Below are 23,323 nucleotides of genomic sequence, written 5' to 3'. Positions count from 1 at the left end.
AGTTCTAAAATACCAGTAATAGTAAGCCACCCATAATACATGCCACACCTATCCAGCGTAAAGGGCCCACTGTCTCTTTAAATACCAGCCGAGCTATGATAAGAGTCCACACATATGTTAATGCGTTCGCAGGCAACACTACGGTTAATGGAAGAAACTTCAGCAATACAATATTCAGCAACGCACCAGTTCCGTAGAATCCAAGTCCCATGAGTACATGCAGACGATTGCGACTGGATGCATAAGCTTTCAATCCGGCCCCGCCCAATGCACCGCACATCGTCATGACGATTAATACGGCAATCATCCAGCTATCGATCAACACTGGTTAATGTCACCCCGATTCCAAGCAACACAACTGCTGCCAGCTTTTGCACCGTAATTTCTTCCCCAAGCAAAAAATACCCATAGATTAAGGCAAATACGTAGCTGGCACACATCAGAGGATAAGCAACAGAGAGTTTTTCCAGAGCAAAAGCTTTAATCATCAAAATCGCTCCAAGTCCATAACACAGAAAACCAACACCCAGGTAAATCCACTCGGTTAGTCCCCATTTCCAAAACAATTGACCCGTTGCTGTCAGAAAAGCGGAAACGAGCATCAACCATTTACCAGTATGACGCGATTTTATTTCCCCCACGTTAATGCCTCCATGTCCGGAACACGCTTGTTAATAAAGTATCGTTGACTTACAAGTTGCATGACTGGAAGGTCGGATAAGGAGTCCGAGTAGGAACATGACTGGTCATAATCAATGACCATATTCTTCTCACTCAGATAAGCCTGAATTCGGCGTACCTTCTCTTCCCCTTTGCAGTTGCTACCATCAACTCTGCATGTGTAACCATTCTCATGACGGACAAGTTCAGTTCCAATTACATGATCCACCCAGGGAAAATTATTAAAGTATTTCATATAGGCATGCGGAGATGCAGTTACTAGCAAGACATGATACCCTGCTTCTTTGCGATGTTGCATCTCTACACTAGCCTCGGCAAAAATGGACGTACGCAAGCGAGTATCAAAGAAATGTTCGAGATCTTTTTCAGACATACGCTCAATTTCTTGAAAGTAGGATCGTTTGACTTGTTCAACCGTCATGAAACCTGCCTTGAATAACACGGTATGTAATGCAATGACAGGTAATCTCCATACCTGCCACGGGTAACGGCGAACACCGTAATGCACAAATTGAAACATGGAATCACTGCGTATGATCGTTTTATCAATATCAAAAATTGCGACTTTCGTGCTTTTCACCCTGATCCCCCTCAGCCTTTATTCAAAGATTGCAAAGATTGTAACAACACTTATCACATACAACATAACCGTAATTAATATAGGCTTGTCCTCAAACAGCACACGATCGGGCGAACCTCCCTGGTTCTTCATGTGGATCAGATACAGGTAACGGAACATGCCGTAAATGACCAATGGAATCGTCCACATGAGATGAATGGTACGATCTGAAGTGAATGTAAACAGGGAATAACTGATAATTGTAGCTGTCGTCACAATCGTATTGAATTGATCCAGTAACGTAATGGAGTAGTTATCCAAAACCTTACGGTGTGATCCCGTATTTCCTTCAAGCAACGTAAGTTCATTTCTCCGTTTGCCAATGGCCAGAAATAACGACAACAGCATGGTACAGATCAAAAACCACGGCGTGAATGGCACATGGATCAGCACACCCCCTGCAATGGCACGAAGTACAAAGCCGGCTGCAATGGTCATCATATCCAGGATAACAAGATGTTTCAGCACAAATGAATACGATACATTCAACAGGAAATAGACGATACATAACACCCCGAATAGAGGGTTCATCATGAAGGCCGTTCCTACGGAAAGGATTAATAGAATAATGCCAAACAACAAAGCATGACTCGGATTCACCTGCCCAGAAGCCATAGGACGATACTTTTTCACCGGATGCTGTCGATCCCTGTCCCGGTCTACAAAGTCATTCAAAATATAAACACAGCCTGCAACAAGGCTAAATAGAATAAAACCAAGCAACGTCGCAAGAATGGTTTCAGTCCGAATCTCCTCAAAAGAGAATAGTAACGCAGCAAATAACAGCAGATTTTTAGTCCACTGTTTGGGTCTTAACAATCTGATTAATCCTGACACTGTACTGCCTGTTCCTGTAGCCGGTGAGGACACCGTACTTGTTCGTGATGATAACAATTGTAATAACTCCCTTCAACAACAACTTCTGTATATAACAAATAACGTAAAGATCTAATCATATGTTGCTTGTATAATTTTGTAAAGGGAGTAAATGAAAAAATTCTAATATGGGCATAAAAAAAGAGACCGTTTCCGGTCTCTTCGTTAGTACATGATTGAACTATTGGGTAATGCGATTAAAATTCAAATTGTACGTCGCTCAGACGACGTTTGATCTCAGCAATAACACGTTTCTCTTCCTCTTCACCCTTCGCTTCAAAGGTTACGGAGAAACGAACGAAGTTACCCGCATCATCCCAAGGTACGGATGAGATCAGTTTCTCCCGGATCAGGAATTGGGAGAAATCTTCGCCTGATTCGAAGCGACGTCCGCCAACCACACCTTTTGGTGCTTCTACATACAGGAAGAATGAACCTTTAGGTTTTTCAGCCTGGAAGCCCAAATCGTTCAATGCGGCAACGAGCATGTCATGACGGCGAGAATATTTCTCTGCAATTTTTTCCGTAATTTCAGGGTGATTCAATCCATAAGCAGCAGCCTTTTGAATCGCGATGAACTGACCGGAGTCATTGTTGTCCTTCACGTCGCTGAATGCTTTGACTACAAGCGGGTTACCCGCTACAAATCCGATTCTCCAACCTGTCATGTTGTAGGACTTGGACAGAGAGTGCAGCTCTACGCCGACATCCTTAGCACCAGGTACCGAGAGAAAGCTGAACGGTTTTTTGCCATCATACGTCAATGCTGCATATGGAGCATCATGTACAACCACAACATTATATTTCTTAGCCCATTCAACGACTTCAGTGAAGAACTCCACCGTCGCGCTTGCGCCTGTTGGGTTGTTCGGATAGTTCAGGTAGAGCAACTTCGCACGTTTTGCGATGTCTTCCGGGATAGCCGTCAGATCAGGCAAGAAGTTGTTCTCTTTCGTCAACTGGATGTTGAACACTTCTCCACCCAGATACTTCGTATGTGTACCCATAACCGGGTAACCTGGAACGGTCATGATCGTCACATCACCCGGATTGATGAAGCATGAAGGCATCATCGCCAAAGCCGGTTTTGAACCAATGGAGTGCACGATCTCAGTATCTGCATCGATACCTTCTACGTTGAATACGTTTTTCAGGTAGGAAGCAGCAGCAGCTTTGAATTCAGGAATACCATTGTCGGCATAACCACGGTTCTCAGGTCTGGAAGCTTCTTCTGCAAGTGCAGCTACAATGCCTGCATCAGCCATTTCGTCCGGTTCACCTACACCAAGGTCAATCAGTTCCACATCGGGAAAATCTTTTTTGGCCGAAGCTTTGGCACGTTTGATTTTCTCGAATTTATAAATGTTCGTGTCTTTACCATAGTTGGAGCCACCGATACGGTCGGCAAAATTAGTCTGAATGTAAGTTTCTTGGTATTTATCGATACTCATAACGTTGTTCATCTCCTCATTTGACGCAAATTTCTACACTTTAATATGAAGCATTTGCGTGATCAAAGCCATGGACAAAGTATCCGAACATTTGTACTTTCTTGGAGCTGTTAACGACTGCGTAGCGAGGCGAGCACGTCTTCCATATCTTGCGGAATCGGAGCTGAAAATTCAAGGTATTCTCCCGTTGTTGGATGCACAAATCCAAGAATGGCCGCATGAAGAGCCTGTCCTTGCATTTTGATGCCTTTATTCCGTCCATAAGTTGGATCTCCTACAAGCGGGTGACCAATAAATTTCATGTGAACCCGAATCTGGTGAGTACGTCCTGTCTCCAGTTTCAATTCCAGCAAGGTGTAATCATTAATCCGCTCTGTAACGGTAAAATGCGTAACGGCATGTTTACTGTTACGTTCTGTGACCGTATACATTTTGCGGTCATTGGTATCCCGTCCAATCGGTGCATCAATGGTACCTTGATCATGATTAAGATGACCATGAACAAGCGCAATATACCGTCTATTCACCGTATGTTCCTTCAACTGAGCAGCCAGTGATGCATGAGCACGATCGTTCTTGGCAGCCATGATCAGGCCGGATGTATCCTTATCGATACGATGCACAATACCAGGACGCAACTCCCCATTAATACCCGAGAGGTCTTTGCAGTGATGCATAAGTGCATTAACGAGGGTACCCGACGTGTGTCCTGGTGCCGGATGCACCACAAGACCACGCTGTTTGTTGATCACGATCAGGTCGCTATCTTCATATACCACTTCCAGCGGAATATCTTCGGCAATGATCTCCACAGCAGCTGGTTCTGGAATCTGTAACTCAACCAGATCCCCTTCGGATAACTTGGCATTGGCTTTGACTACAGCACCATTTACCGTAACCATTCCGTCTCCGATCCACAATTGAACTTGGGAGCGAGATACGTTATCCACGGCTTCCGTAATATATTTGTCAATTCGTTCTTTTTTATGTTCAGCGGCAACGGTCCATTCCATACGTTCATTGCCATTCATTAGTTCTTCGTCGTTAATCTGTTCCTTATTCGGATTACTCATGATGTTCATTCCCTTCAATCTTCGCGGCTGCTTTTTCGCGCCGTCCTTCAAGCAATGTCTCCACTATGATCAACCCTACACCGATGCAGATTGCCGAATCGGCGATGTTAAAAATGGGAAACGTATAACTTCCAAAATTAAGTTGTACAAAATCTACAACTTCTCCGGTCAATGCCCGGTCAAGGAAGTTGCCAATTGCTCCACCAAGCACCAAACTAAGCGCCACAGGCAGCAATTTGTGCGGGGTATCTTTTACCTTTTGCAAATACCAAATCAAGGCAACGACCACAATCAACGTAACCACGATAAAGAACCAACGCTGGTCTTGCAGAATGCCAAATGCTGCTCCTGAGTTACGATGTGATGTGATGACAAAGAAATTGCCAATGACCGGAATTTCTTCTCTGAGTTCCATCCGCGTTGCAATCAGATACTTGGTTCCCTGATCCAATAAAAATACGATAAAAGCGAGGATATAATACACCACGTTTGTTTGTCACTCCGTTCTTGTCTTTTCCAAACGATACCAGGCTTACGCCAGACTTGTTTATTGTAGCACAGCTGTTTGGAAATCGTCCACGACGCGCTACATCGCAATGCTTATGGCAAAAACGATAACATTTCCCTTCTGTAATCTTGCCCTCAATGGCACATCCTACAATAGAGTCAAAATCCGGATTTCAGCATGAAAGCAGAAAGGGGAAAATCATGTCACATTTTACTAACGAACAGCTACAATTTCTACGTTCCCAACTGATGTCCGATAAGCGCGATATTGAACATAGACTTTCGGAAAACGAGCATTATGGCCTTGGAGATTCCCTTAAACTACAGACAGGTGAATTATCACCAATTGATAATCATCCTGGAGACATAGCTACGGAGGTGTATGAACGCGAGAAAGATATTTCCCTACTGGAACATGATGAATTCCAATTGGAACGAATCGATTCTGCACTGCACTCCATCGAAGAAGGACATTACGGTACATGTGCGGTCTGCCAGCAACCCATCCCTTATGAACGCATGGAAGCTGTCCCCTACACCAAATACTGCAAAAAACATCAACCAGAAACTGTTGTCTCTGAGAACCGCCCTGTAGAGGAAGAATTCCTTGCCCCGGCATTTGGTCGAACCAGTCTGGACGAGCGTGATGATCAAAATGGCTTCGATGGTGAAGACACCTGGCAGATTGTTGAAAGCTGGGGCACATCGAACTCACCAGCCATGGCTGAAGGACGCGATATCGACAGCTATGATGTTATGGCGATTGAAGCCACCGATGAAGTGGAAGGCTGCGTTGAAGCGTACGAAAGCTTTGTTGCCACGGACATCTATGGTCATGACGTCTCCATCGTGCGCAATCGGCAATATCGCCAGTACCTGGAGAACCGTGAGGGCGAGGGTCTGTTAGAACCGGATATGGAGACGGATGACACGTATTAATTGCATTTTGATATCATTTGCTTTTTTCGCTTAATCGCTTAGTATGTGTTCATATCAAGTTGGCGCTGGACAATGCGCACAATATCAGCGATGTAATCTCCAACAATGGGAAGATTGAGCGCCCCAAGTAGCTGCAAAACGTAAATGATCGTTGCTGCGAAAAAGGTAAACCCAATCGCAATCCCCACACCTCGTGCGGCTCCAGACAACAGGTTAAGTCCAATCAATTTCCATGGTCTGTTCAGCAATTCTGTGTATTGCGCTATTCGTGAACGTTCCAGTTCATTCGCCAGACGGTTCGTCAGGGTATGTAACTCTTCAATTTTGTCATGGGAATTGAGATTATCTGATGTTGATTGTTGTGAAGTGGATGCGGTTTGCTTGTCATGTTCGCTCATGTTTTGGTCAGTTCCTTTGATCAATATAGATTGACTGCACTATAGAATCATTGCCTTATTGCCTAAAAAACAAACGAGCCCAGAACCAGGGAATATGTCCCTGCCTCTGCGGCTCGTTTGTTTATACTCTATATTCTGTCCTAATTGAATGGGACATGCTCCGAATTACGCTTCGATGTAAATACCGATCGATTTGCCTCCGGCTTCAACGCGTTCCATGGACTCATTCGAGCCAAATGTAACTTCGGTTACGAGAACATTTTCACGCAACACATCATCAAACGCCTGAATAGCTTCCTGAAGGGATGCATCCACATCCAGTGTCAAACGTACTCTTTTCTCAATCGGCAGGTCCAGACGTTTCCGGGTATCCTGCACAGCACGAACCACTTCACGGACCCAACCTTCCTGTTCCAAGGCTACCGTGATTTCGGTATTCAGCGCAACCGTCAGACCGTAACCTGATGCTGAAGCAAAACCTGATTTGGCCTGTTTATCAACCAATAATTCTTCGCTCGTTACTTGCAGCTCTTCGCCTTCCGGTGAAACGATGTTCAGTACACCTTCCGAAACCACTTTACGCGTCTCATCGGCTGACATTCCCTTGAAGAAGTTTTGCAGGAACCCTACGTTTTTACCGTATTTCTTACCTGCAACTTTCAGGTTCAGCTTCAATGTAAAGTCAACGAATTCCGCATCATTATGCTCCGTACGGATTCCTTTTACATTGATCTCTTCTTTGATGATCTCTTCATAACTTGTCAGGTCAAAGCCTTTATCCAGGGAAACGATCAATTCAGACAGCGGCTGACGTGTCTTGATGCCTGTTTCGTTACGAACGTTACGGGCAAGTTCAACCACGCGGCGAGCCGTCTCCATATCCTGTTCCAGTCCTGCATCAATCAGCGCTTCGTTAGCTACCGGATAGTCTTCCATGTGCACACTCTCACCTGTTGCAAGGTTCAAATAGATGTCTTCTGCCAGCATCGGTGTGAACGGAGCAACCAACTTCGCGGTAGTCACCAGTACCTCAGTCAATGTACGGTAAGCGTCCAGTTTATCCTCTGTCAGCCCACTTCCCCAGAACCGGTCACGGGAACGACGGATGTACCAGTTACTCAACTCATCAACAAATGCTTCAATCGCTTTGGAGGAGTTCAGATAATCGTTAACCAGCAATGCTTTTTCTACAACCAGGATCAGGCTGTTCAGTCTCGACAGAATCCAGCGATCCAGCTTGTGTGCGGACAGTTGGAACGGGTGCTCCTGTGGATCAAATCCATCAATGGTAGCATAAAGCGTCAGGAATGCATGGGTGTTAACCAGCGTATCCACCATTTTGGATTTTGCTTCCCCTACGATACCTTTGGAGAAACGTTTGCTGTTCCACGGTGCACTGTCAGACAACAAAGCCCAGCGGAATGCATCTGTACCGTATTCTTCAATCACTTCCCAAGGATCGATAACGTTACCTTTGGATTTGGACATCTTCTGTCCGTTCTCGTCAAGAACGTGTCCTGTAGCCATAACCGCTTTGTAAGGCGCTTTGCCTGTCAAAAGGGTAGAAACCGCCAACAAGCTGTAGAACCAACCACGTGTCTGGTCAATCCCTTCACAGATCATATCCGCAGGATACTGCTGTTCGAATACTTCTTTATTTTCAAATGGATAGTGTTGCTGGGCAAACGGCATGGAGCCGCTGTCGAACCAGACATCGATCACTTCCGGTGTACGTTTCATTTCATATTTGCCACAAGAGCTCATGACTTTAACGTCATCCACATATGGTTTATGCAATTCAAGATTCTCAGGCACATCACCTACCGCACGAGCACGCAATTCTGCAATGCTGTGTGGTGCAAATTGTTCGCCAGTCTCCTCGCACACCCAGATGTTCAGCGGAGTTCCCCAATAACGATCACGGCTGATGTTCCAATCCACCAGATCCTCAAGGAATTTCCCGAAGCGACCTTCACGAACGTGACCTGGGTACCAATCCACTTCACTGTTGTTGGCAATCAATTGGTCCTTGATGGCTGTTGTTTGGATAAACCAGCTGTCCATCGCATAGTACAGAAGCGGTGTATCACAACGCCAGCAGAATGGATAGCTGTGCTCATATTTTTCTTTGCTGAACAAACGTCCATGCTCAGACAGATATCTTACGATATCAATATCACAATCCTTCACGAAACGTCCGGCAAAGTCAGTAACCTCAGCGACAAATTTGCCTTCCAAGTCCACCATGTTCACAAAGCTGATCCCATTCTCACGGCATACACGGTAGTCATCTTCACCATGGGCAGGAGCCATGTGTACGATACCCGTACCACTTGCATCCGTTACAAAGCCTGCACCCAGAATGATGTTGGCTTTCTCAGCCTGTACGTAGTTGAACGGAGGATCATACGTTTTGCCAACCAGATTGGCACCTTTCAGTGCACCGATGATCTCATACTCACCCTTGGTATCTTTCATCACTTTTTCAACCAGATTGGTTGCCATGATGTACACTTCATCACCTTGACGAACACGGGAGTAGTCCATATCCGGATTCACGGCAAGTGCAACGTGTGAAGGCAGTGTCCAAGGTGTTGTCGTCCAAGCCAGTACAAATTCTCCGCTGTCATTCAGTTTGAATTTCGCTGTAGCACTCAGATCTTTGACGTCTTTGTACCCTTGTGCAACTTCATGGGAACTCAGTGTTGTCTGACAAGAAGGACAATACGGGCTCACACGGTGACCACGATACAACAGGCCTTTCTCATGGATTGTCGCCAGGATGTTCCATACACTCTCGATGTAGTTGTTATCAAGGGTGATATACGGGTTATTCATATCCGTCCAATATCCGATACCTTCTGTCAGATCACGCCATTGTTGCTCGTATTCGAATACGCTCGCTTTACATTCGTTAATGAATTTCTCCACGCCGTAATCTTCGATTTCCCACTTGTGGGAGATACCAAGCTTTTTCTGTACACCCAGTTCTACAGGCAGACCATGTGTATCCCAACCCGCTTTACGAACGACACGGTAACCTTTCATCGTGTTATACCGTCCAACAAAATCCTTGATTACCCGTCCCAGTACGTGACCGATATGCGGTTTTCCGTTCGCTGTAGGCGGCCCTTCATAAAATACGAAGTTTGGCTTGCCCTCCCGGTTTTCGATGGACCTTTTGAATGTATTCTCCGTTTTCCATTTATCTAACACGCGTAATTCTCTGGCACGTGCCTTCTCTTTGACGTCAACTCGTTGCATGATGATTATCTTCCCTTTCTTTGGTTGGATTGTGGACCGTCCACAAAAAGCGTTTCAATCCCCCTAAATCCCCCTTGCCAAGGGGGACCCCATAGGCGCTCCGCCCTCTGGACACCCGGGATGGGTTGTCGTTGGCGGATCGGTGGCGGTTATGGGCGAGGGTTAATGTGCGTGATGGCGGCCATTTTGCGGCTGTTCCCTGCGTGAACGCCGCATGGCCTTACCACGAGGCGGGTGTTGCCGGGCGCTTTGCTTTCCCGGCGAGCGGCTCTCTCCCTGAGGTCCCTTCGGGCCTCATGAACGCTCGCCTTAGCGAAACCCGTGTGCCGGGTGCTTCGCTCCCCCGGCGGGTGGGCTCTCTCCCTGAGGTCCTTTCGGGCCTCATGGACGCTCACCTTAGCGAAACCCGTGTGCCGGGTGCTTTGCTTTCCCGGCGAGCGGCTCTCTCCCTGAGGTCCTTTCGGGCCTCATGGACGTTCGCCTTAGCGAACCCGTGTGCCGGGTGCTTCGCTTCCCCGGCAGGTGGCTCTCTCCTTGAGGTCCCTTCGGGCCTCATGGACGTTCGCCTTTTTTGGACACAAAAAAGCCCCGTCCCTGGAAAGGGACGAGGCTATACTCGCGTTACCACCCTAATTCTGTTCATCACAAACCACATCCAGGCAAACCTGGGTATGCTCTGTCATCAACAGCGCTTATGCCCCGCTATACTACCGCAGGGTGCCGTTATAACGTACGGCTTACGGTTCGGCTTACACACGGCAATCATAATCACCGCTTCAGCGTCACTTCTCCGGGGAGATATTCGGCTATAACTCATCCATTGGTTTGCACCAACCACCAACTCTCTGAGGGATGAGATCATAACGTACTGAACCCGTCATGGAATCACTATTCATTATGAATATAGTTATAGCCTCTTTGCAGACAAAAGTCAACCAGGCGACAGACTAATAAATTTCTTTCATCTCCCGCTCACGGTCACGCACTTCCTGCTCCCGGCTCTCCAGCACTTCCCAACCATCCTGAGTCAACAGTTCAAGCTGCGCTTCAACAAGCGTGCGGAAACGGGCACGATAAATCGAGGCCTGCTTTTTCAGTTCTTCCACTTCCAAAGCAATTTTGCGAGATTTGCCCAACGATTCGTTCACGATCCGGTCTGCATTTTTCTCTGCTTCCTTCACGATCAACTGCGCTTCTTTCTTCGCATTACCCTTCACATCATCAGCAGCTTCCTGCGCAATGATAATCGTTTTGCTAAGCGTCTCTTCAATTGTAGAAAAATGATCCAGTTTCTCCTGAACGGACAGCAACTGATTGCTCAGCTCTTTGTTCTCGCGAATGACGCCTTCGTAATCTTTGATGACTTGATCCAGGAATTCATTGACTTCATCCTCGTCATACCCGCGCAAACGTCGGGAAAATTCCTTGTTGTGTATGTCCAGCGGCGTTAATGGCATGCTGTCCACCTCCTGTTAAAGTTCCTTCCCGTCCAGAGAAGGTTTGCAGCATATGGGTACCACCCAAGGGGCCGTATCGTTGATGCCTAACCTTGGCAACGTATACGGAATGCAGGATCAGAATTGCATCCTCCAACGTTCATGTAAAGCTTTGACTTAATGTTTATCGGATACACCGCGTATTTTCTACACCTTTATGATAAACATTTCGACAAGAAAGCGGATTTTCCTGCAACAGACTCAGGCAAATTTGCCGATTTTCACTCGGCAACGCCCTTTTTTGGTCATCCCATCCTGTTCCATAACCTTGAAGCGGCCAAATCCCTGAATGGATACGACATCACCCGCTTTTAGCGACTTGGAGGGATCTTCCTCAACTTTCCAGTTCACACGGCAGCGACCAGCTTTGATCGGAGCCAGCACTTTACTGCGACTAAGCCGATACACATCTGCGCAGATTCCATCCAAACGAAGCGAAGCGACCGTAATGTCCATCGTCTCCAGTTTACTCTCTGACCATCGCATCTGATCCAAAGAAAGTAACTCTGTGAACACATGTAACCGATGCACCTGATTCAGTTGAAGCGATAAAAAAGCGCCGGTTTCCGCCGCCACCACTGTATGGCAACCGTCCTCCAGCACTTGGATATCCCCGATCTTTCCACGTTTCATCCCAAGCCCGAGCAGGGAACCCATATAGTCCCCATGCTCCAGCTCCGAGATTTTCTGATCATCAGACGTAATACTGAGCACCTGCATACCCATATCCTCATCATCCAGATACATATAATCAGGTGCAACCAGCGCACGCTTGCGTTCAGCAGCCTCGTAACCACCATCCAGACGAATCTGAACGTCGTTACGGCGATTGGCAAGAGTCTGTAATATAAAAACCTGTCTTGGATCAAGAAAGTCAGTTAGCTTCATGTCATGATACTTACCCGCCTGCTCAACCCAATCCGAAGCCTTATCTACAAAATCCCGCTCATCATGGCTAAAATGTTCGTAAATTTCACCGCTCATCTATGTCACCCTACCCTAATAGTCCGTGTTCAAAAAGACCGGTTTTCAGTACCGAGAAGATGGGATAAAGCTAGAAATGGAGTAGCGGAGCGTAGAAAAAAACTACGTGAGCAACTACAATGTTTCCGAAGGAAACATACTTCGTAAGCCTCCCGCTTATTTCGGCTGAATTCCATATTCGATGCTGACGATGCCACTAGGCATCCTTCGTAATCAAAAGCGGACTTTTTGAACAACCTCTAATATGCAAAATACCGGAGTATGGAGATTAGCCCATTAAGCGCAAGTTGCAGAACGATCAGCGCCACAATCGGGGAAATATCCAGCACACCGAACAAAGGCGGTATAAATCGGCGAAACGGACTTAGATATGGTTCCACTAATTTGCCCAGCCATTCACCGATAAAGCTTTCCCGTGCGTTGGGAAGCCATGACATCAATATGTAGACGATGACCATGTAAAAGTAAATTTGATATGCAAAACCCAAAATATTAACTAACGACTCCAAAAACGGCTCACCTCATTCTGTTATAATCTTGCTCGCTGTCAGCCAGTATTTCCGTAATTGATCCCTGAATTTCAACCGTATCTGGCGTACAGAGAAAAATGTTTCCGCCGATTTTGGAAATACCGCCACCCAATGCATATACCGTGCCACTCAGAAAATCAATAACGCGCAACGCTTGGTCCTGGCGAATTCGTTGCAAGTTCACCACAACGGTACGATGCGAACGCAGATGGTCGGCAATTTCCTGAGCCTCGTCATAAGAACGCGGTTCATACAGGACAACTTTAACATTTTTCTGGGAATGAATGCTCACCACATTATTCCCCCTTTGGTTTCTACGTTTATCGAGACTGGAGGTTTCAGCTTCCTGATGTTCAGATTCATTTTCCTCCTGCGCAGCCATTCGTTCACGTTCCACAATCTCTTCCTCTTCCTGAAGTCCGAGGAAATTCATAAATTTATTCATTACGCCCATCGTGAACCCTCCTCTTTTCCTACGAGAATCGATCCTAGCCGTACCCAGGTTGCACCTTCTTCAATGGCCACTTCAAAATCATTGGACATCCCCATCGACAGCTCAGTCAATGGCTCTGCTGTAAGGGCTTGTCCATTTAATTGATCTCTCAGCTCACGCAATCCACGAAATACGGGACGCGTCAGCTCCGGATCTTCCTCATGAGGTGCCATAGTCATCAGGCCAACGACCTTGAGATTGTTGAACGAACGAATATCACGCAAAAAAGAACTTGCCTGTTCAGGCTGTAATCCATACTTGCTCTCTTCACCCGAAATATTCACCTGCAAAAACGTTTCCACTTGGACGCCAAGTGAAGCAGCTTTTTTATCCAACTCCTTCGCCAATGACAAACGATCCAGTGAATGGATGTAACGAAACTTGCCAATCACGTCTTTCACCTTGTTTGTCTGCAAATGACCGATAAAATGCCAGGTACCCTGCTGACCAAAAGCTTCCCATTTGGCCTGTGCATCCTGCCACCGATTTTCTCCAATATGCTCAAGACCATGATCCAGCACCGATCCCGTTGTTTCAAGTGAGACATATTTCGTGACCGCAATCACATTCACATCATCACGATGACGGTTACTGCGCCGACATGCATCCTCGATCTTCTGATTTACCTGTTGTATACGCTCCTCCAATGACACAGAGGGTCACCTCTCTTCCAGCCCAATCCAGCTCGCCATCCGCCCTGTAACACCATTTTCCTTCCGATAGGAGAAAAATAGTTCGGGATGACAACTTGTACACCATGTTGTACATTCGATATGATCCGGCATTATTCCTGCTTTCATCATAATGTGTCGATTACATTCTTTCAAGTTTAACATCGTTTTACCGTTATTCACGGCTCGATATGCTTGTTTAGAAGCAGAATCCTCGTATTTATCATTAACCGGGGAATCATCAAACCAAACCCGTACATGCTGCATGACCGCCTCATCCACTTCATAACAGCAATCCCCAATCGACGGACCGATTGCAACTCGAATGTCCTGCCTACGGCTGCCATACTCCCGTTCCATCGTCTCCACCATGGATACAGCGATACCCGCGACTGTGCCTTTCCAGCCGGCATGAGCAAGACCTACCGCCTGCTGCACAGGGTCATAGAAATAAAGCGGAACACAGTCTGCGTAGAAAGAAGTCAACAGCACACCAGGCACATTCGTGACCAATCCATCCGTATCCTGCAACGCAGATTCACGATCAAGTAATCCTCTGCTCCGATCTTCAGCGGTAATTACAGCCACATGTTTGCCATGCACCTGCTCTCCACAGGTCCATGCTTCTGCTGCAAAACCAAGCTTCTCGATTACAAGCCTGCGGTTGTTAAGTACAACTTCAGGATCATCCCCCACATGATAAGCACAATTAAGCGTAGCATACGGAACTTTTCCAACTCCACCATGTCTCGTCGTAAACCCGACTGACAGCTGTTCAAATTGCTGTGTCCAGGGCTCAACATATAATAATAACGGATCAGGACCGAAATCTGAATTTGGGTTCTTGGTCCGTTCAAGTAATTCTTTATCCAATACAAAGGGTTCCATTATCTCACCTCACCACTTCCAGTGTACCAAATGAGCCACATTCTGTCTCATTTATATCGTTCGACGCTGATTACGTTCTGACCGTTCAATGCGTTCCACTCGCTCTGTGCGGTTATGCTGCTGTTCATCATACAGGCGCGCTTCGCGATCACGCTCGTCATACGTATTTTCCTTCACCTCATCCATCTTCACCAGTATCACATCTGAACCAATCTTCACAATGTTTCTCCAGGGAATCACCAGATCCGTTCCCCCGCCAAAAAGACCCATAAAACGGCTGTACCCTGGCACAACAATCGCTTCAATTCGTCCCTGCTTCAGATCCAGCTCCAAATCACTGATCTGACCGAGGCGTTTACCATCCGTAATGTTAATGACATCCTTTGTCTGAAAGTCCGAGATTTTCATGCCTCGTGCCGCTACTTCGCTCGTATTTACTTTCATTCATTCCCGCCCCCTGTTATTCCTCTTCTGCCCGTTCTTCACGCTTCTATACAATATATGTTTCAGGGGCGAAAAATGTCCTGTTTTTCATCGAATGTGGAAACGGTCCAAAACAAAAAGACGACCAACGGTATACACTGCCCCGATTGATCGTCCTTCTGCCTTTGCATCGTGTTATGACTTTACATGTTTTTGCATCTGCTGTATCGCTGATTTCTCCAGACGTGATACCTGAGCCTGGGAAATGCCAATTTCATCAGCCACTTCCATCTGGGTTTTCCCTTCGAAAAACCGCATCGACAGAATCATTTTTTCCCGCTGACCAAGACGATGCATCGCTTCACGAAGTGCAATTTCCTCGATCCATGACACATCTTTGTTTCTGTCATCGCTGATCTGATCCATAACATAGATCGGATCTCCACCATCATGATAAATCGGTTCGAAGAGCGAGACCGGGTCCTGAATGGCGTCCAATGCAAAAACAACATCTTCCTTCGGCACATTCAGTACTTCCGCAATTTCAAATATCGTCGGTTCCCGGGAATTTTTATTCGTCAGGCTGTCACGGACCTGAAGTGCTTTGTAAGCAATGTCCCTCAAGGAGCGAGATACCCGAATTGGGTTATTATCACGCAGGTATCGACGGATTTCACCGATAATCATCGGCACCGCGTAGGTTGAAAATTTGACATTCTGGGATAAATCAAAATTATCAATGGCTTTCATCAGGCCGATGCAACCAACCTGGAACAGATCATCGACAAACTCCCCCCGATTGTTAAAACGCTGAATGACACTGAGTACCAGACGCAGGTTGCCATTCACTAATTTCTCTCTTGCTGAGCGATCATGGTGTTGCTGAAGGGAATGAAACAATTCCCTCATTTCAGTGTTGGTGAGGACAGGCAATTTTGCGGTGTCCACGCCACAAATCTCGACTTTGTTTCGGGTCATCGTGATTTACCTCCCAAGGAGAAACATTAATGTACATTATCTCCGGGGCAGGCTTTTTTATTCGTACTTGGCACCCTTGCCAGTAATACCCATTCTGACCAATGATGTATTTCAGACCATTTTATTGAACTCCTTGCGGAGTCTTTTAATGATTCTTTTTTCGAGTCGAGAGATGTAGGATTGGGAGATTCCGAGGAGATCGGCTACATCTTTTTGTGTCTTTTCTTCCCCATCCGTCAAGCCAAAACGAAGCTCCATAATCATTCGCTCACGCTCCGTTAATTTTTCCAGTGCCTTGTGCAAAAGTTTCCGGTCTACCTGCTCTTCAATATTCCGATAGATTGTATCGTTTTCTGTACCCAATACATCGGATAATAATAGTTCATTTCCATCCCAATCAATGTTGAGCGGTTCATCAAAAGAAACTTCAGTTCGGATCTTACTATTACGTCTCAGGTACATTAAAATTTCATTTTCGATACAACGTGAAGCATAGGTTGCCAGTTTGATTTTCTTTTCCGGGTCAAATGTATTAACTGCCTTGATCAATCCGATCGCTCCAATGGAGACCAAATCCTCAATATTGATTCCTGTGTTTTCAAATTTTCGTGCAATGTACACCACCAGACGCAGGTTGCGCTCAATAAGCATCGCGCGAATGGCCGAGTCTCCAGAGGATAATTTTTGCAGCAAAAATTCTTCCTCTTCCCTTGTCAAAGGCGGCGGAAGTGCCTCACTTCCCCCAATATAATAGATCTCTTCACTTTTGAGCCCCAACAAAAATAACAGACGGTAATATTGCAGCTGCGCCACCAGTTTCCATTTCACAAGCATGTACGTTCCTCCTATACCACATTCAGCGGCTTTTCTGTTGCTCCCGCAGAGAGAGCCGTAGACTGCGCAGAAGCAGCGTCTTGCACAAGTTCAGGATGAATCACGGCCTGGTATTTCCCATCCGACGACAAAACACCTCCATCCAGACCAATAAGTACCCTTGTCGTCTCATAACATGTTTCCTCCATCGTCACCTTCACCCGGTCCGGCTTCATTGCCAGCATAAACGCAGTCCCTTTGTTAATGCCCCGATAAGGCACCAGCCGCAGTCGATCCTGCCACTGAAAACTTTCCTGATCAAGCTCCAGAATAAGGTTGTCCGGCGCCTCATCCTTGAGTCTACCCTTCCATGAAGCGGGTAACATGTCTTGCCATAACGAAACCTCCATCACCATGACCGGCATGCGCGATAAGGGATCTGTAAGTTGATTGCCCGTATCCAGAAGGCCTGTACAAGAAATGACTACCTCATCGATGCAGACCTCAACTTTACCCAAATAGGTCGTCATGCGATCCGTTTTCCGTTTTGAGCTCTGCACAGCTTTGAATAAAAACAGGACAGAAAAAAATACGATAAACGTGAACCAGAAAGCAATTTTCAGATCAAATGACATACCGCCAGAAGCCGTGAACCAAATGCCGTTAAACAACTCACCGGAGCTCTGAAGCATGTAATGCACACCCAGAATACCTCCGGCAGCGACAAAATTAATCACATAGAAGGTACCGAGCGTCCTCGCAAAAGCCTGCAGACCTTTAAAACCAAAAGCAATCGTAAGCATGACCAGCGAGAACCCGAACTTGATCAGAAAGGTGAACATAAAATCAAACTCCGGTACAAACATCATGACCACATATAATGCACCCACAATGGCTGACAGCAACCATCGCCACCAAACCAGCTTTGTCTTGCGCATCCAGGCGGTCATTCCGATGAGTGCACCGTCAATACACAGGTTTGTCAAAAAAATCAGATCCACATAAACAACCAAAGTCTTCACCTGCCTGCGCGCAACATATCGAAATACCGGTACCCGATATCCTGATATTCATGAGCATATTCACAAGTATACGGAGCCCCCTGTTCAAAGTCTGTCTAATCATGGGGGTGTGGTTCCAACTTTTTTTGTCGGAATTGCTCAGGCCCTTTGTTCAGATTTTGTTCATTACTGTATGCTATGATATCTAAATAAACAGAAAAAACCCGGTCGCTCCATAAGGAGTACCGGGTTTCCAATAAATTGATTTGCGTATTAATCGTTGTTATTATTGCGTGAACGATTGCGTAAAAATGTCGGAATGTCCAGCTGATCATTGCTCGGCTGATTTCCGAAAGGACGCAGGTTCGGCGAACGCGTATCTGTCGTCTCCGCTGTTGCTGGAGCTGGCTTACGTCCTGGTGGTGGTGGAGCAGGTTTATCTTCAAAACCAGTTGCGATAACCGTAACCTTAATCTCCTCTTTCAGGTCTTCGTCAATGATGGCACCAAAGATCATATTCACTTCCGGGTCGGAAGCAGAAGTTACGATCTCTGCCGCTTCGTTCACTTCATACAGAGACAGATTAACGCCACCCGTAATATTCATGATTACGCCGCGAGCACCTTCAATAGAAGTTTCCAGCAAAGGACTCATAATGGCTTTCCGTGCTGCTTCTGCGGCACGATTCTCACCAGTTGATTCACCAATTCCCATAAGAGCTGAACCACGTTCGTGCATAATCGTTTTGACGTCAGCAAAGTCAAGGTTGATCAGACCCGGTACAGCGATCAAATCAGAGATACCTTGTACAGCTTGACGAAGTACGTTATCCGCTTGACGGAATGCTTCAAGCATAGGAGTCTTTTTGTCTACGATTTCGAGCAAACGATCATTAGGAATCACGATCAGTGTGTCGACTTTTTCCTTGAGAGCTTCAATACCTTGCTCTGCATGGCTGGAACGCTTGCGTCCTTCAAATGTAAATGGACGAGTTACAACACCAACGGTAAGTGCACCACACTCTTTAGCGATTTCGGCAATAACCGGAGCCGCACCTGTACCTGTACCACCGCCCATACCGGCTGTAACAAATACCATGTCTGCACCTTTCAACGTGTTCATGATCAGATCGCGGGACTCTTCCGCTGCTTTTTTACCTACATCCGGGTTGGCACCAGCACCAAGACCACGAGTCAATTTATCACCGATTTGCAATTTATGCTCGGATTTCGCCAGGTGTAACGCCTGAGCATCCGTATTCACCGTAATAAATTCAACACCTTGTACACCATTTTCAATCATACGGTTGACTGCATTGCTTCCGCCGCCGCCTACACCGATGACTTTAATTTGAGCCAAGCTCTCCATCTCGAAATCAAATTCCAACATATTATTCCATCTCCCCCTCAATGTGCATGGATGGCCCGTCCAATTTTTGATTTGAACCGAATCAATTTCATATATCGACGAACGAAAGCGTTTATTTTAGTACCGGCGCATTCAGACGGCTTCAAGAATGTATGAAATGGATCCAACCTGTTATATAAATTCGCTGAACATATTCTTCAGCCGCTCGAACAGACCGGGTTTTTGCTCCGATTCCTGTGCCGAATTTGGCTTCGGACGGTTGGTCGGTTTCTTGTTGTTATTATTGTTGTTGTTGTTATTTCCACCGCCGTTATTGATCGAGGGACGAATGCGCAAACTGCGAATTACACTGTGCAATATGCCGACTCCGCTTGTAAACCCGGGGTCACGCACACCAATATAATCCGGAACTGCAACTCGTACCGAAGCAGCAAGCTCATGCTGAGCGACCTGCAGAACCCCCGGCATAGAGACCGTACCTCCCGTTAGTATATAACCTCCAGGAAGCTCGTTGTAACCAAGACGCTTCACTTCTTGGGATATCATCTGGAATATTTCTTGAACCCTAGGTTCAATAATTGCTGCCAGATCCTCCTGTGAAAACTCCTTGTCTACATTACTGCCAATTCGGGTGACTTTGAACATCACATCCGCAGCAGCATCATCCAACCAGGCGCAACCATATTTCAGTTTCACTTTCTCTGCCTGATCCGTTAACGTGCGTAAGCCATAGGCGATATCATTTGTTACGAATTCCCCACCTATAGGCAACGTTGATGTTGCAACAAGACTGTCTTCTTCAAAAATGGCGATGGTTGTTGCACCTGCTCCAATATCAACAAGCACTGAACCCATCGTTTTTTCATCTTTGGACAAAGCCAGTTGACCCGCTCCAAGCGACATGAGAACCAGATCGCTTACTTTCAGACCCGCTTTTTCCACGCAGCGCAAAAGATTATGTATCGCGGTTTTTGCACCCGTTATGATCGTTGCTTCAACTTCCAGACGAACACCAATCATACCACGGGGGTCCTGTATGCCCTCCAAGCCATCCACAACATATTGCTTGGCGACAACATCAATAATTTCCCGTTCCGGCGGAACTGCAATGACTTCGGCTGCTTTCAACACCCGTTCCATGTCTTCTTCTCCGATTTCACGATCCTCGTTAGACACAGCCACGACGCCGTGACTGCTCATCAGTCCGATATGATTTCCCGAGATTCCAACATACACTTCGGATATTTGAATACCTACCATACGTTCTGCATGATCCACTGCGTTGCGAATCGACTGCACCGTCTGATCGATATCTACGATTACACCTTTGCGAATTCCCTCCGAGTCGGCAGATCCAACTCCTATAATATTAAAGGTTCCATTATTCATTTCCCCAATAATAGCGCGAATTTTGGATGTACCGATGTCCAAACTAACAATGATGTCATTGTTGCTCAAGTCTGTGGCACCTCCTGACTCCAATAGTAAATTACGTTCGAATTTAAACACTCTTAAAACATATTCAACACACTTCAGGCTTTCCCTCTTTTTTCTACAATGTTTTTGGGTGTCAAAATCTGGTTGCCAGACATAAAACATTGAAGAAAAAAGAAGGAGGCAACTCATGTGCCATAAGTTCAAGTGTATCATTTTTTCTTCATCTCAGAAAGAACAAGTTTCATTGCTCTGACGGGGTCAAACCCCGACCTGCCTAGGCTTTCATATTCAGTCCAGCCTCATAATGGCAAAGATCAGGGGCTTGCTCCTGGTTCAGCATCATCTTCCGGGTCATCCGGGATGAAAGGGACATAGGTATCTGCCTCAAGCATAGTGATTTTCCCAGGCCGTTCGGTCTCAATCACCTGATTCAGATACTCCACTTTATCCGATAAAAGAGAGACGGTTGTAATCACTTCAAACTGCGATTTGGTATACATCCGAATCTGATCCGGAAATGAAGGCGTTGGATTCGGAATAATTTCCGAAATATCCGTCGTCAATTCATTCGGAATTTTAGCCAGTGTCTGACTCAGTTTGGCTTTGAGTGGATCATCAGCCTTCCATTGGGTCAATATGGGCTTCTCCACAGCAACACCAATTGTTGCCGGAACCGTCAAGCTTGTCCCACTAGCTAATATCGCTTTGAGCGTACCGTCAGAACCAAGCTCATAAGCAACCGTGGCATATTCCTGAACCTTGATATGGATAATCCCAGGAAATTGCTTGTCCACTGTAACGGTGGAAATCGCCTTGATGGTCTTGAGACGCTCAATAACCTCGGCTGTACTTGTCCCAAAAAATTGTTCGCCTTCTTTCAGTCCGCTTTTCTCCAGCAGTTCTGAAGTTGCTGTATATACATTACCCGTAATTTCAATTGCCGAAATCCGACTCATGGAAGAACGAAAGAATAATACAGCCAGCAATACAATAAATAATAATAAGAGAATAATTACAATTTTGCGGCTTGTGTTTCCTTTTGGCCGATTCTTCTTCAGAACCGGAATTTGACTTTTAGGCATAAGTAGCGCTCCACAAAGCCTCAGGTCCCCTCCCTTCAAGAAGGGGACGCCAAGGACGTTAATTGGCAAAATCCAACTGTTTCGAAACGGGCGACTGTCGCTCAACCGATGCTCCAAGACTTTGGAATAACTTCTCGATCTGATCGTAGCCCCGGTCAATATGATGCACTTGCTCCACAACCGTTTTGCCTTGAGCAGCCAGACCAGCAATTACCAAGGCTGCACCTGCACGAAGATCGGTTGCTTCTACTGTAGCCCCGTACAGACGGGGAACACCACGGATAAATGCTGCGTTCAGATCGACTGAAATATCAGCCCCCATCACATTCAGTTCATCCACATGTTTGAACCGGCCCTCGAATACCGTTTCCTTCATCACACTGAATCCGTCTGCCAAACTGAGCAGCACCATGATTTGCGATTGCAAATCTGTCGGAAACGAAGGATACGGAGAAGTCACAATACGGTCTACTGATTTTGGACGGCTCATACAGCTCACCGTCATTATATCATTGCAGACTGTGATTTGAACACCAGTGCGCTTCAATACATGTATAAGTGAAGTAAGATGAGCAGGATTGCAGTGTGTAAGCGTAACATTGCCTCGTGTTGCTGCTGCTGCAATCATTACGGTTCCGGCCACGATTCGATCCGGTATAATCTCATACGAACAAGGTTTTAGTTTCTCAACGCCATTGATCGTGATTGTGTCCGTTCCTGCACCAATAATGCTTGCACCCATAGCATTCAAAAAGTGTTGCAGGTCCTGGATTTCAGGTTCTCTTGCGGCGTTGCAGATGGTTGTCGTCCCTTTAGCCATAACGGCTGCCATCATGATATTCTCGGTCGCTCCCACACTTGGGAAATCCAAATGAATATCTGTACCCACCAGATTGTGCCCATGACAGATAATCTGTTGGTCCTGCTCTTCAATCAAAGCTCCGAGCGCTTCCAGGCCCCGGAGGTGAAGATCAATTTTGCGTTCTCCAATGGCACAGCCTCCTGGCTGATACACTGACACTTGCCCAAACTTAGCCAGCAATGGTCCCATCAAAAAAATGGAAGAGCGCATCTGCTTCATTAGATCTTCTGGCACATCATATGACCGGATAGACGAGGTATTAATCGTCACTGTTCCCTGTTCATGCCGACACGTGCATCCAAGCCGTTCCAGGATATACAGCATCACTTCAATGTCCAGCAAGTGTGGAACGTTATGCAGTGTAACTTCTCCATCTGCCAACAAACTTGCGGCCATAATCGGTAAAGCGGCATTTTTTGCTCCATGGATGCGTATGGATCCTGAGAGGGGTTTCCCGCCTTCAATCACCAATTTGTCCAATGTATCACC

At 46.3% G+C, this 23,323-nt stretch carries 24 protein-coding genes and 1 other annotated feature; of the genes, 1 reads left to right on the top strand and 23 read right to left on the bottom strand.

Annotation, left to right across the window (positions count from 1 at the left end; all coding sequences use genetic code 11):
• Positions 1–4 precede the first annotated feature (4 nt).
• The 7 genes from AC1DE7_RS16395 to lspA all read right to left on the bottom strand — a co-directional run bounded on the left by AC1DE7_RS16395 (position 5) and on the right by lspA (position 5,187).
• Positions 5–325, bottom strand: coding sequence for an EamA family transporter (locus AC1DE7_RS16395; RefSeq protein ID WP_477534802.1), 321 nt, complete (start codon positions 323–325; stop codon positions 5–7).
• The gene (locus tag AC1DE7_RS16390; RefSeq protein ID WP_197997836.1) at positions 312–602 is read right to left on the bottom strand and encodes an EamA family transporter; all 291 of its coding nucleotides are present in this window, start codon (positions 600–602) and stop codon (positions 312–314) included. Before AC1DE7_RS16390 ends, AC1DE7_RS16395 begins: the two co-directional genes overlap by 14 nt.
• A 26-nt stretch (positions 603–628) precedes the next feature.
• Entirely contained in the window at positions 629–1,261 is a 633-nt protein-coding gene (locus AC1DE7_RS16385) for an HAD-IB family hydrolase (protein WP_036614827.1), read from the bottom strand.
• Between the two features lie 18 nt (positions 1,262–1,279).
• Entirely contained in the window at positions 1,280–2,170 is an 891-nt protein-coding gene (locus AC1DE7_RS16380) for a decaprenyl-phosphate phosphoribosyltransferase (protein ID WP_074096975.1), read from the bottom strand.
• Between the two features lie 203 nt (positions 2,171–2,373).
• A complete protein-coding gene (locus AC1DE7_RS16375) occupies positions 2,374–3,627 on the bottom strand; it encodes an LL-diaminopimelate aminotransferase (protein ID WP_076250778.1) in 1,254 nt (417 codons plus the stop codon).
• A 110-nt stretch (positions 3,628–3,737) separates the two neighbouring features.
• A complete protein-coding gene (locus tag AC1DE7_RS16370) occupies positions 3,738–4,700 on the bottom strand; it encodes an RluA family pseudouridine synthase (RefSeq protein ID WP_371129030.1) in 963 nt (320 codons plus the stop codon).
• Positions 4,693–5,187 carry a signal peptidase II gene (gene lspA / locus AC1DE7_RS16365; protein ID WP_017687321.1) on the bottom strand — a complete coding sequence of 165 codons (495 nt, stop codon included), beginning with the start codon at positions 5,185–5,187 and terminating at the stop codon, positions 4,693–4,695. Before lspA ends, AC1DE7_RS16370 begins: the two co-directional genes overlap by 8 nt.
• A gap of 221 nt (positions 5,188–5,408) precedes the next feature.
• On the opposite strand from lspA, the gene AC1DE7_RS16360 reads away from it, so the two are divergent.
• Entirely contained in the window at positions 5,409–6,146 is a 738-nt protein-coding gene (locus tag AC1DE7_RS16360; RefSeq protein ID WP_076250774.1) for a TraR/DksA C4-type zinc finger protein, read from the top strand.
• 38 nt (positions 6,147–6,184) lie between these two features.
• Here the strand turns inward: AC1DE7_RS16360 and AC1DE7_RS16355 are convergent, their stop codons facing one another.
• From AC1DE7_RS16355 to murA, 16 genes are all read right to left on the bottom strand, one after another.
• Entirely contained in the window at positions 6,185–6,544 is a 360-nt protein-coding gene (locus AC1DE7_RS16355; RefSeq protein WP_017687319.1) for a DUF5665 domain-containing protein, read from the bottom strand.
• Between the two features lie 165 nt (positions 6,545–6,709).
• Entirely contained in the window at positions 6,710–9,808 is a 3,099-nt protein-coding gene (gene ileS / locus AC1DE7_RS16350) for an isoleucine--tRNA ligase (protein WP_282320765.1), read from the bottom strand.
• A 597-nt stretch (positions 9,809–10,405) separates the two neighbouring features.
• Positions 10,406–10,698 (bottom strand) — a binding site (T-box leader).
• A gap of 57 nt (positions 10,699–10,755) precedes the next feature.
• A complete protein-coding gene (locus AC1DE7_RS16345; RefSeq protein WP_017687316.1) occupies positions 10,756–11,265 on the bottom strand; it encodes a DivIVA domain-containing protein in 510 nt (169 codons plus the stop codon).
• Positions 11,266–11,505: 240 nt separating this feature from the next.
• A complete protein-coding gene (locus tag AC1DE7_RS16340) occupies positions 11,506–12,288 on the bottom strand; it encodes a YlmH family RNA-binding protein (protein ID WP_477534801.1) in 783 nt (260 codons plus the stop codon).
• A gap of 239 nt (positions 12,289–12,527) precedes the next feature.
• Positions 12,528–12,797 carry a YggT family protein gene (locus AC1DE7_RS16335; RefSeq protein WP_017687314.1) on the bottom strand — a complete coding sequence of 90 codons (270 nt, stop codon included), beginning with the start codon at positions 12,795–12,797 and terminating at the stop codon, positions 12,528–12,530.
• Positions 12,798–12,804: 7 nt separating this feature from the next.
• A complete protein-coding gene (locus AC1DE7_RS16330) occupies positions 12,805–13,272 on the bottom strand; it encodes a cell division protein SepF (RefSeq protein ID WP_017687313.1) in 468 nt (155 codons plus the stop codon).
• A complete protein-coding gene (locus AC1DE7_RS16325) occupies positions 13,263–13,964 on the bottom strand; it encodes a YggS family pyridoxal phosphate-dependent enzyme (RefSeq protein ID WP_477534800.1) in 702 nt (233 codons plus the stop codon). Before AC1DE7_RS16325 ends, AC1DE7_RS16330 begins: the two co-directional genes overlap by 10 nt.
• A gap of 6 nt (positions 13,965–13,970) precedes the next feature.
• On the bottom strand, positions 13,971–14,870 hold the full coding sequence (gene pgeF / locus AC1DE7_RS16320) for a peptidoglycan editing factor PgeF (protein WP_477534799.1): 900 nt from the start codon (positions 14,868–14,870) through the stop codon (positions 13,971–13,973).
• A gap of 51 nt (positions 14,871–14,921) precedes the next feature.
• Positions 14,922–15,314, bottom strand: coding sequence for a YlmC/YmxH family sporulation protein (locus AC1DE7_RS16315; protein ID WP_017687310.1), 393 nt, complete (start codon positions 15,312–15,314; stop codon positions 14,922–14,924).
• A gap of 174 nt (positions 15,315–15,488) precedes the next feature.
• Positions 15,489–16,271: an RNA polymerase sporulation sigma factor SigG gene (gene sigG, locus AC1DE7_RS16310; RefSeq protein ID WP_017687309.1), complete on the bottom strand. Its 783-nt coding sequence runs from the start codon at positions 16,269–16,271 to the stop codon at positions 15,489–15,491.
• A gap of 111 nt (positions 16,272–16,382) precedes the next feature.
• Complete coding sequence (sigE, locus tag AC1DE7_RS16305) at positions 16,383–17,105, bottom strand: RNA polymerase sporulation sigma factor SigE (protein WP_017687308.1); 723 nt, start codon at positions 17,103–17,105, stop codon at positions 16,383–16,385.
• An 11-nt stretch (positions 17,106–17,116) separates the two neighbouring features.
• Positions 17,117–18,097: a sigma-E processing peptidase SpoIIGA gene (gene spoIIGA / locus AC1DE7_RS16300; protein ID WP_036614861.1), complete on the bottom strand. Its 981-nt coding sequence runs from the start codon at positions 18,095–18,097 to the stop codon at positions 17,117–17,119.
• 261 nt (positions 18,098–18,358) lie between these two features.
• Positions 18,359–19,474 (bottom strand): cell division protein FtsZ, encoded by a 1,116-nt coding sequence (ftsZ, locus tag AC1DE7_RS16295; RefSeq protein ID WP_017687306.1) that lies wholly within the window; start codon positions 19,472–19,474, stop codon positions 18,359–18,361.
• Between the two features lie 150 nt (positions 19,475–19,624).
• On the bottom strand, positions 19,625–20,911 hold the full coding sequence (gene ftsA / locus AC1DE7_RS16290) for a cell division protein FtsA (RefSeq protein ID WP_127545343.1): 1,287 nt from the start codon (positions 20,909–20,911) through the stop codon (positions 19,625–19,627).
• A gap of 293 nt (positions 20,912–21,204) precedes the next feature.
• Positions 21,205–21,972 carry a cell division protein FtsQ/DivIB gene (locus AC1DE7_RS16285; protein ID WP_017687304.1) on the bottom strand — a complete coding sequence of 256 codons (768 nt, stop codon included), beginning with the start codon at positions 21,970–21,972 and terminating at the stop codon, positions 21,205–21,207.
• Between the two features lie 58 nt (positions 21,973–22,030).
• Positions 22,031–23,314, bottom strand: coding sequence for a UDP-N-acetylglucosamine 1-carboxyvinyltransferase (gene murA, locus AC1DE7_RS16280; protein ID WP_036614867.1), 1,284 nt, complete (start codon positions 23,312–23,314; stop codon positions 22,031–22,033).
• Between the last annotated feature and the right edge of the window lie 9 nt (positions 23,315–23,323).

This window comes from Paenibacillus sp. 10L310, assembly GCF_056395745.1.
Note: the sequence above shows the minus strand (reverse complement) of the source record. Positions and strands in the feature narration are given on the sequence as shown.

Excerpts from the sequence above, each read along its gene's own strand:
- ileS (WP_282320765.1), bottom strand. The coding sequence starts at position 9,808 with ATGCAACGAGTTGACGTCAAAGAGAAGGCACGTGCCAGAGAATTACGC.
- pgeF (WP_477534799.1), bottom strand. The coding sequence starts at position 14,870 with ATGGAACCCTTTGTATTGGATAAAGAATTACTTGAACGGACCAAGAAC.
- AC1DE7_RS16315 (WP_017687310.1), bottom strand. The coding sequence starts at position 15,314 with ATGAAAGTAAATACGAGCGAAGTAGCGGCACGAGGCATGAAAATCTCG.
- AC1DE7_RS16330 (WP_017687313.1), bottom strand. The coding sequence starts at position 13,272 with ATGGGCGTAATGAATAAATTTATGAATTTCCTCGGACTTCAGGAAGAG.
- AC1DE7_RS16375 (WP_076250778.1), bottom strand. The coding sequence starts at position 3,627 with ATGAGTATCGATAAATACCAAGAAACTTACATTCAGACTAATTTTGCC.
- sigE (WP_017687308.1), bottom strand. The coding sequence starts at position 17,105 with ATGCTTGTGAAATGGAAACTGGTGGCGCAGCTGCAATATTACCGTCTG.
- ftsZ (WP_017687306.1), bottom strand. The coding sequence starts at position 19,474 with ATGTTGGAATTTGATTTCGAGATGGAGAGCTTGGCTCAAATTAAAGTC.
- AC1DE7_RS16340 (WP_477534801.1), bottom strand. The coding sequence starts at position 12,288 with ATGAGCGGTGAAATTTACGAACATTTTAGCCATGATGAGCGGGATTTT.
- AC1DE7_RS16285 (WP_017687304.1), bottom strand. The coding sequence starts at position 21,972 with ATGCCTAAAAGTCAAATTCCGGTTCTGAAGAAGAATCGGCCAAAAGGA.
- AC1DE7_RS16355 (WP_017687319.1), bottom strand. The coding sequence starts at position 6,544 with ATGAGCGAACATGACAAGCAAACCGCATCCACTTCACAACAATCAACA.
- sigG (WP_017687309.1), bottom strand. The coding sequence starts at position 16,271 with ATGACCCGAAACAAAGTCGAGATTTGTGGCGTGGACACCGCAAAATTG.
- AC1DE7_RS16345 (WP_017687316.1), bottom strand. The coding sequence starts at position 11,265 with ATGCCATTAACGCCGCTGGACATACACAACAAGGAATTTTCCCGACGT.
- AC1DE7_RS16370 (WP_371129030.1), bottom strand. The coding sequence starts at position 4,700 with ATGAGTAATCCGAATAAGGAACAGATTAACGACGAAGAACTAATGAAT.
- AC1DE7_RS16360 (WP_076250774.1), top strand. The coding sequence starts at position 5,409 with ATGTCACATTTTACTAACGAACAGCTACAATTTCTACGTTCCCAACTG.
- AC1DE7_RS16390 (WP_197997836.1), bottom strand. The coding sequence starts at position 602 with ATGCTCGTTTCCGCTTTTCTGACAGCAACGGGTCAATTGTTTTGGAAA.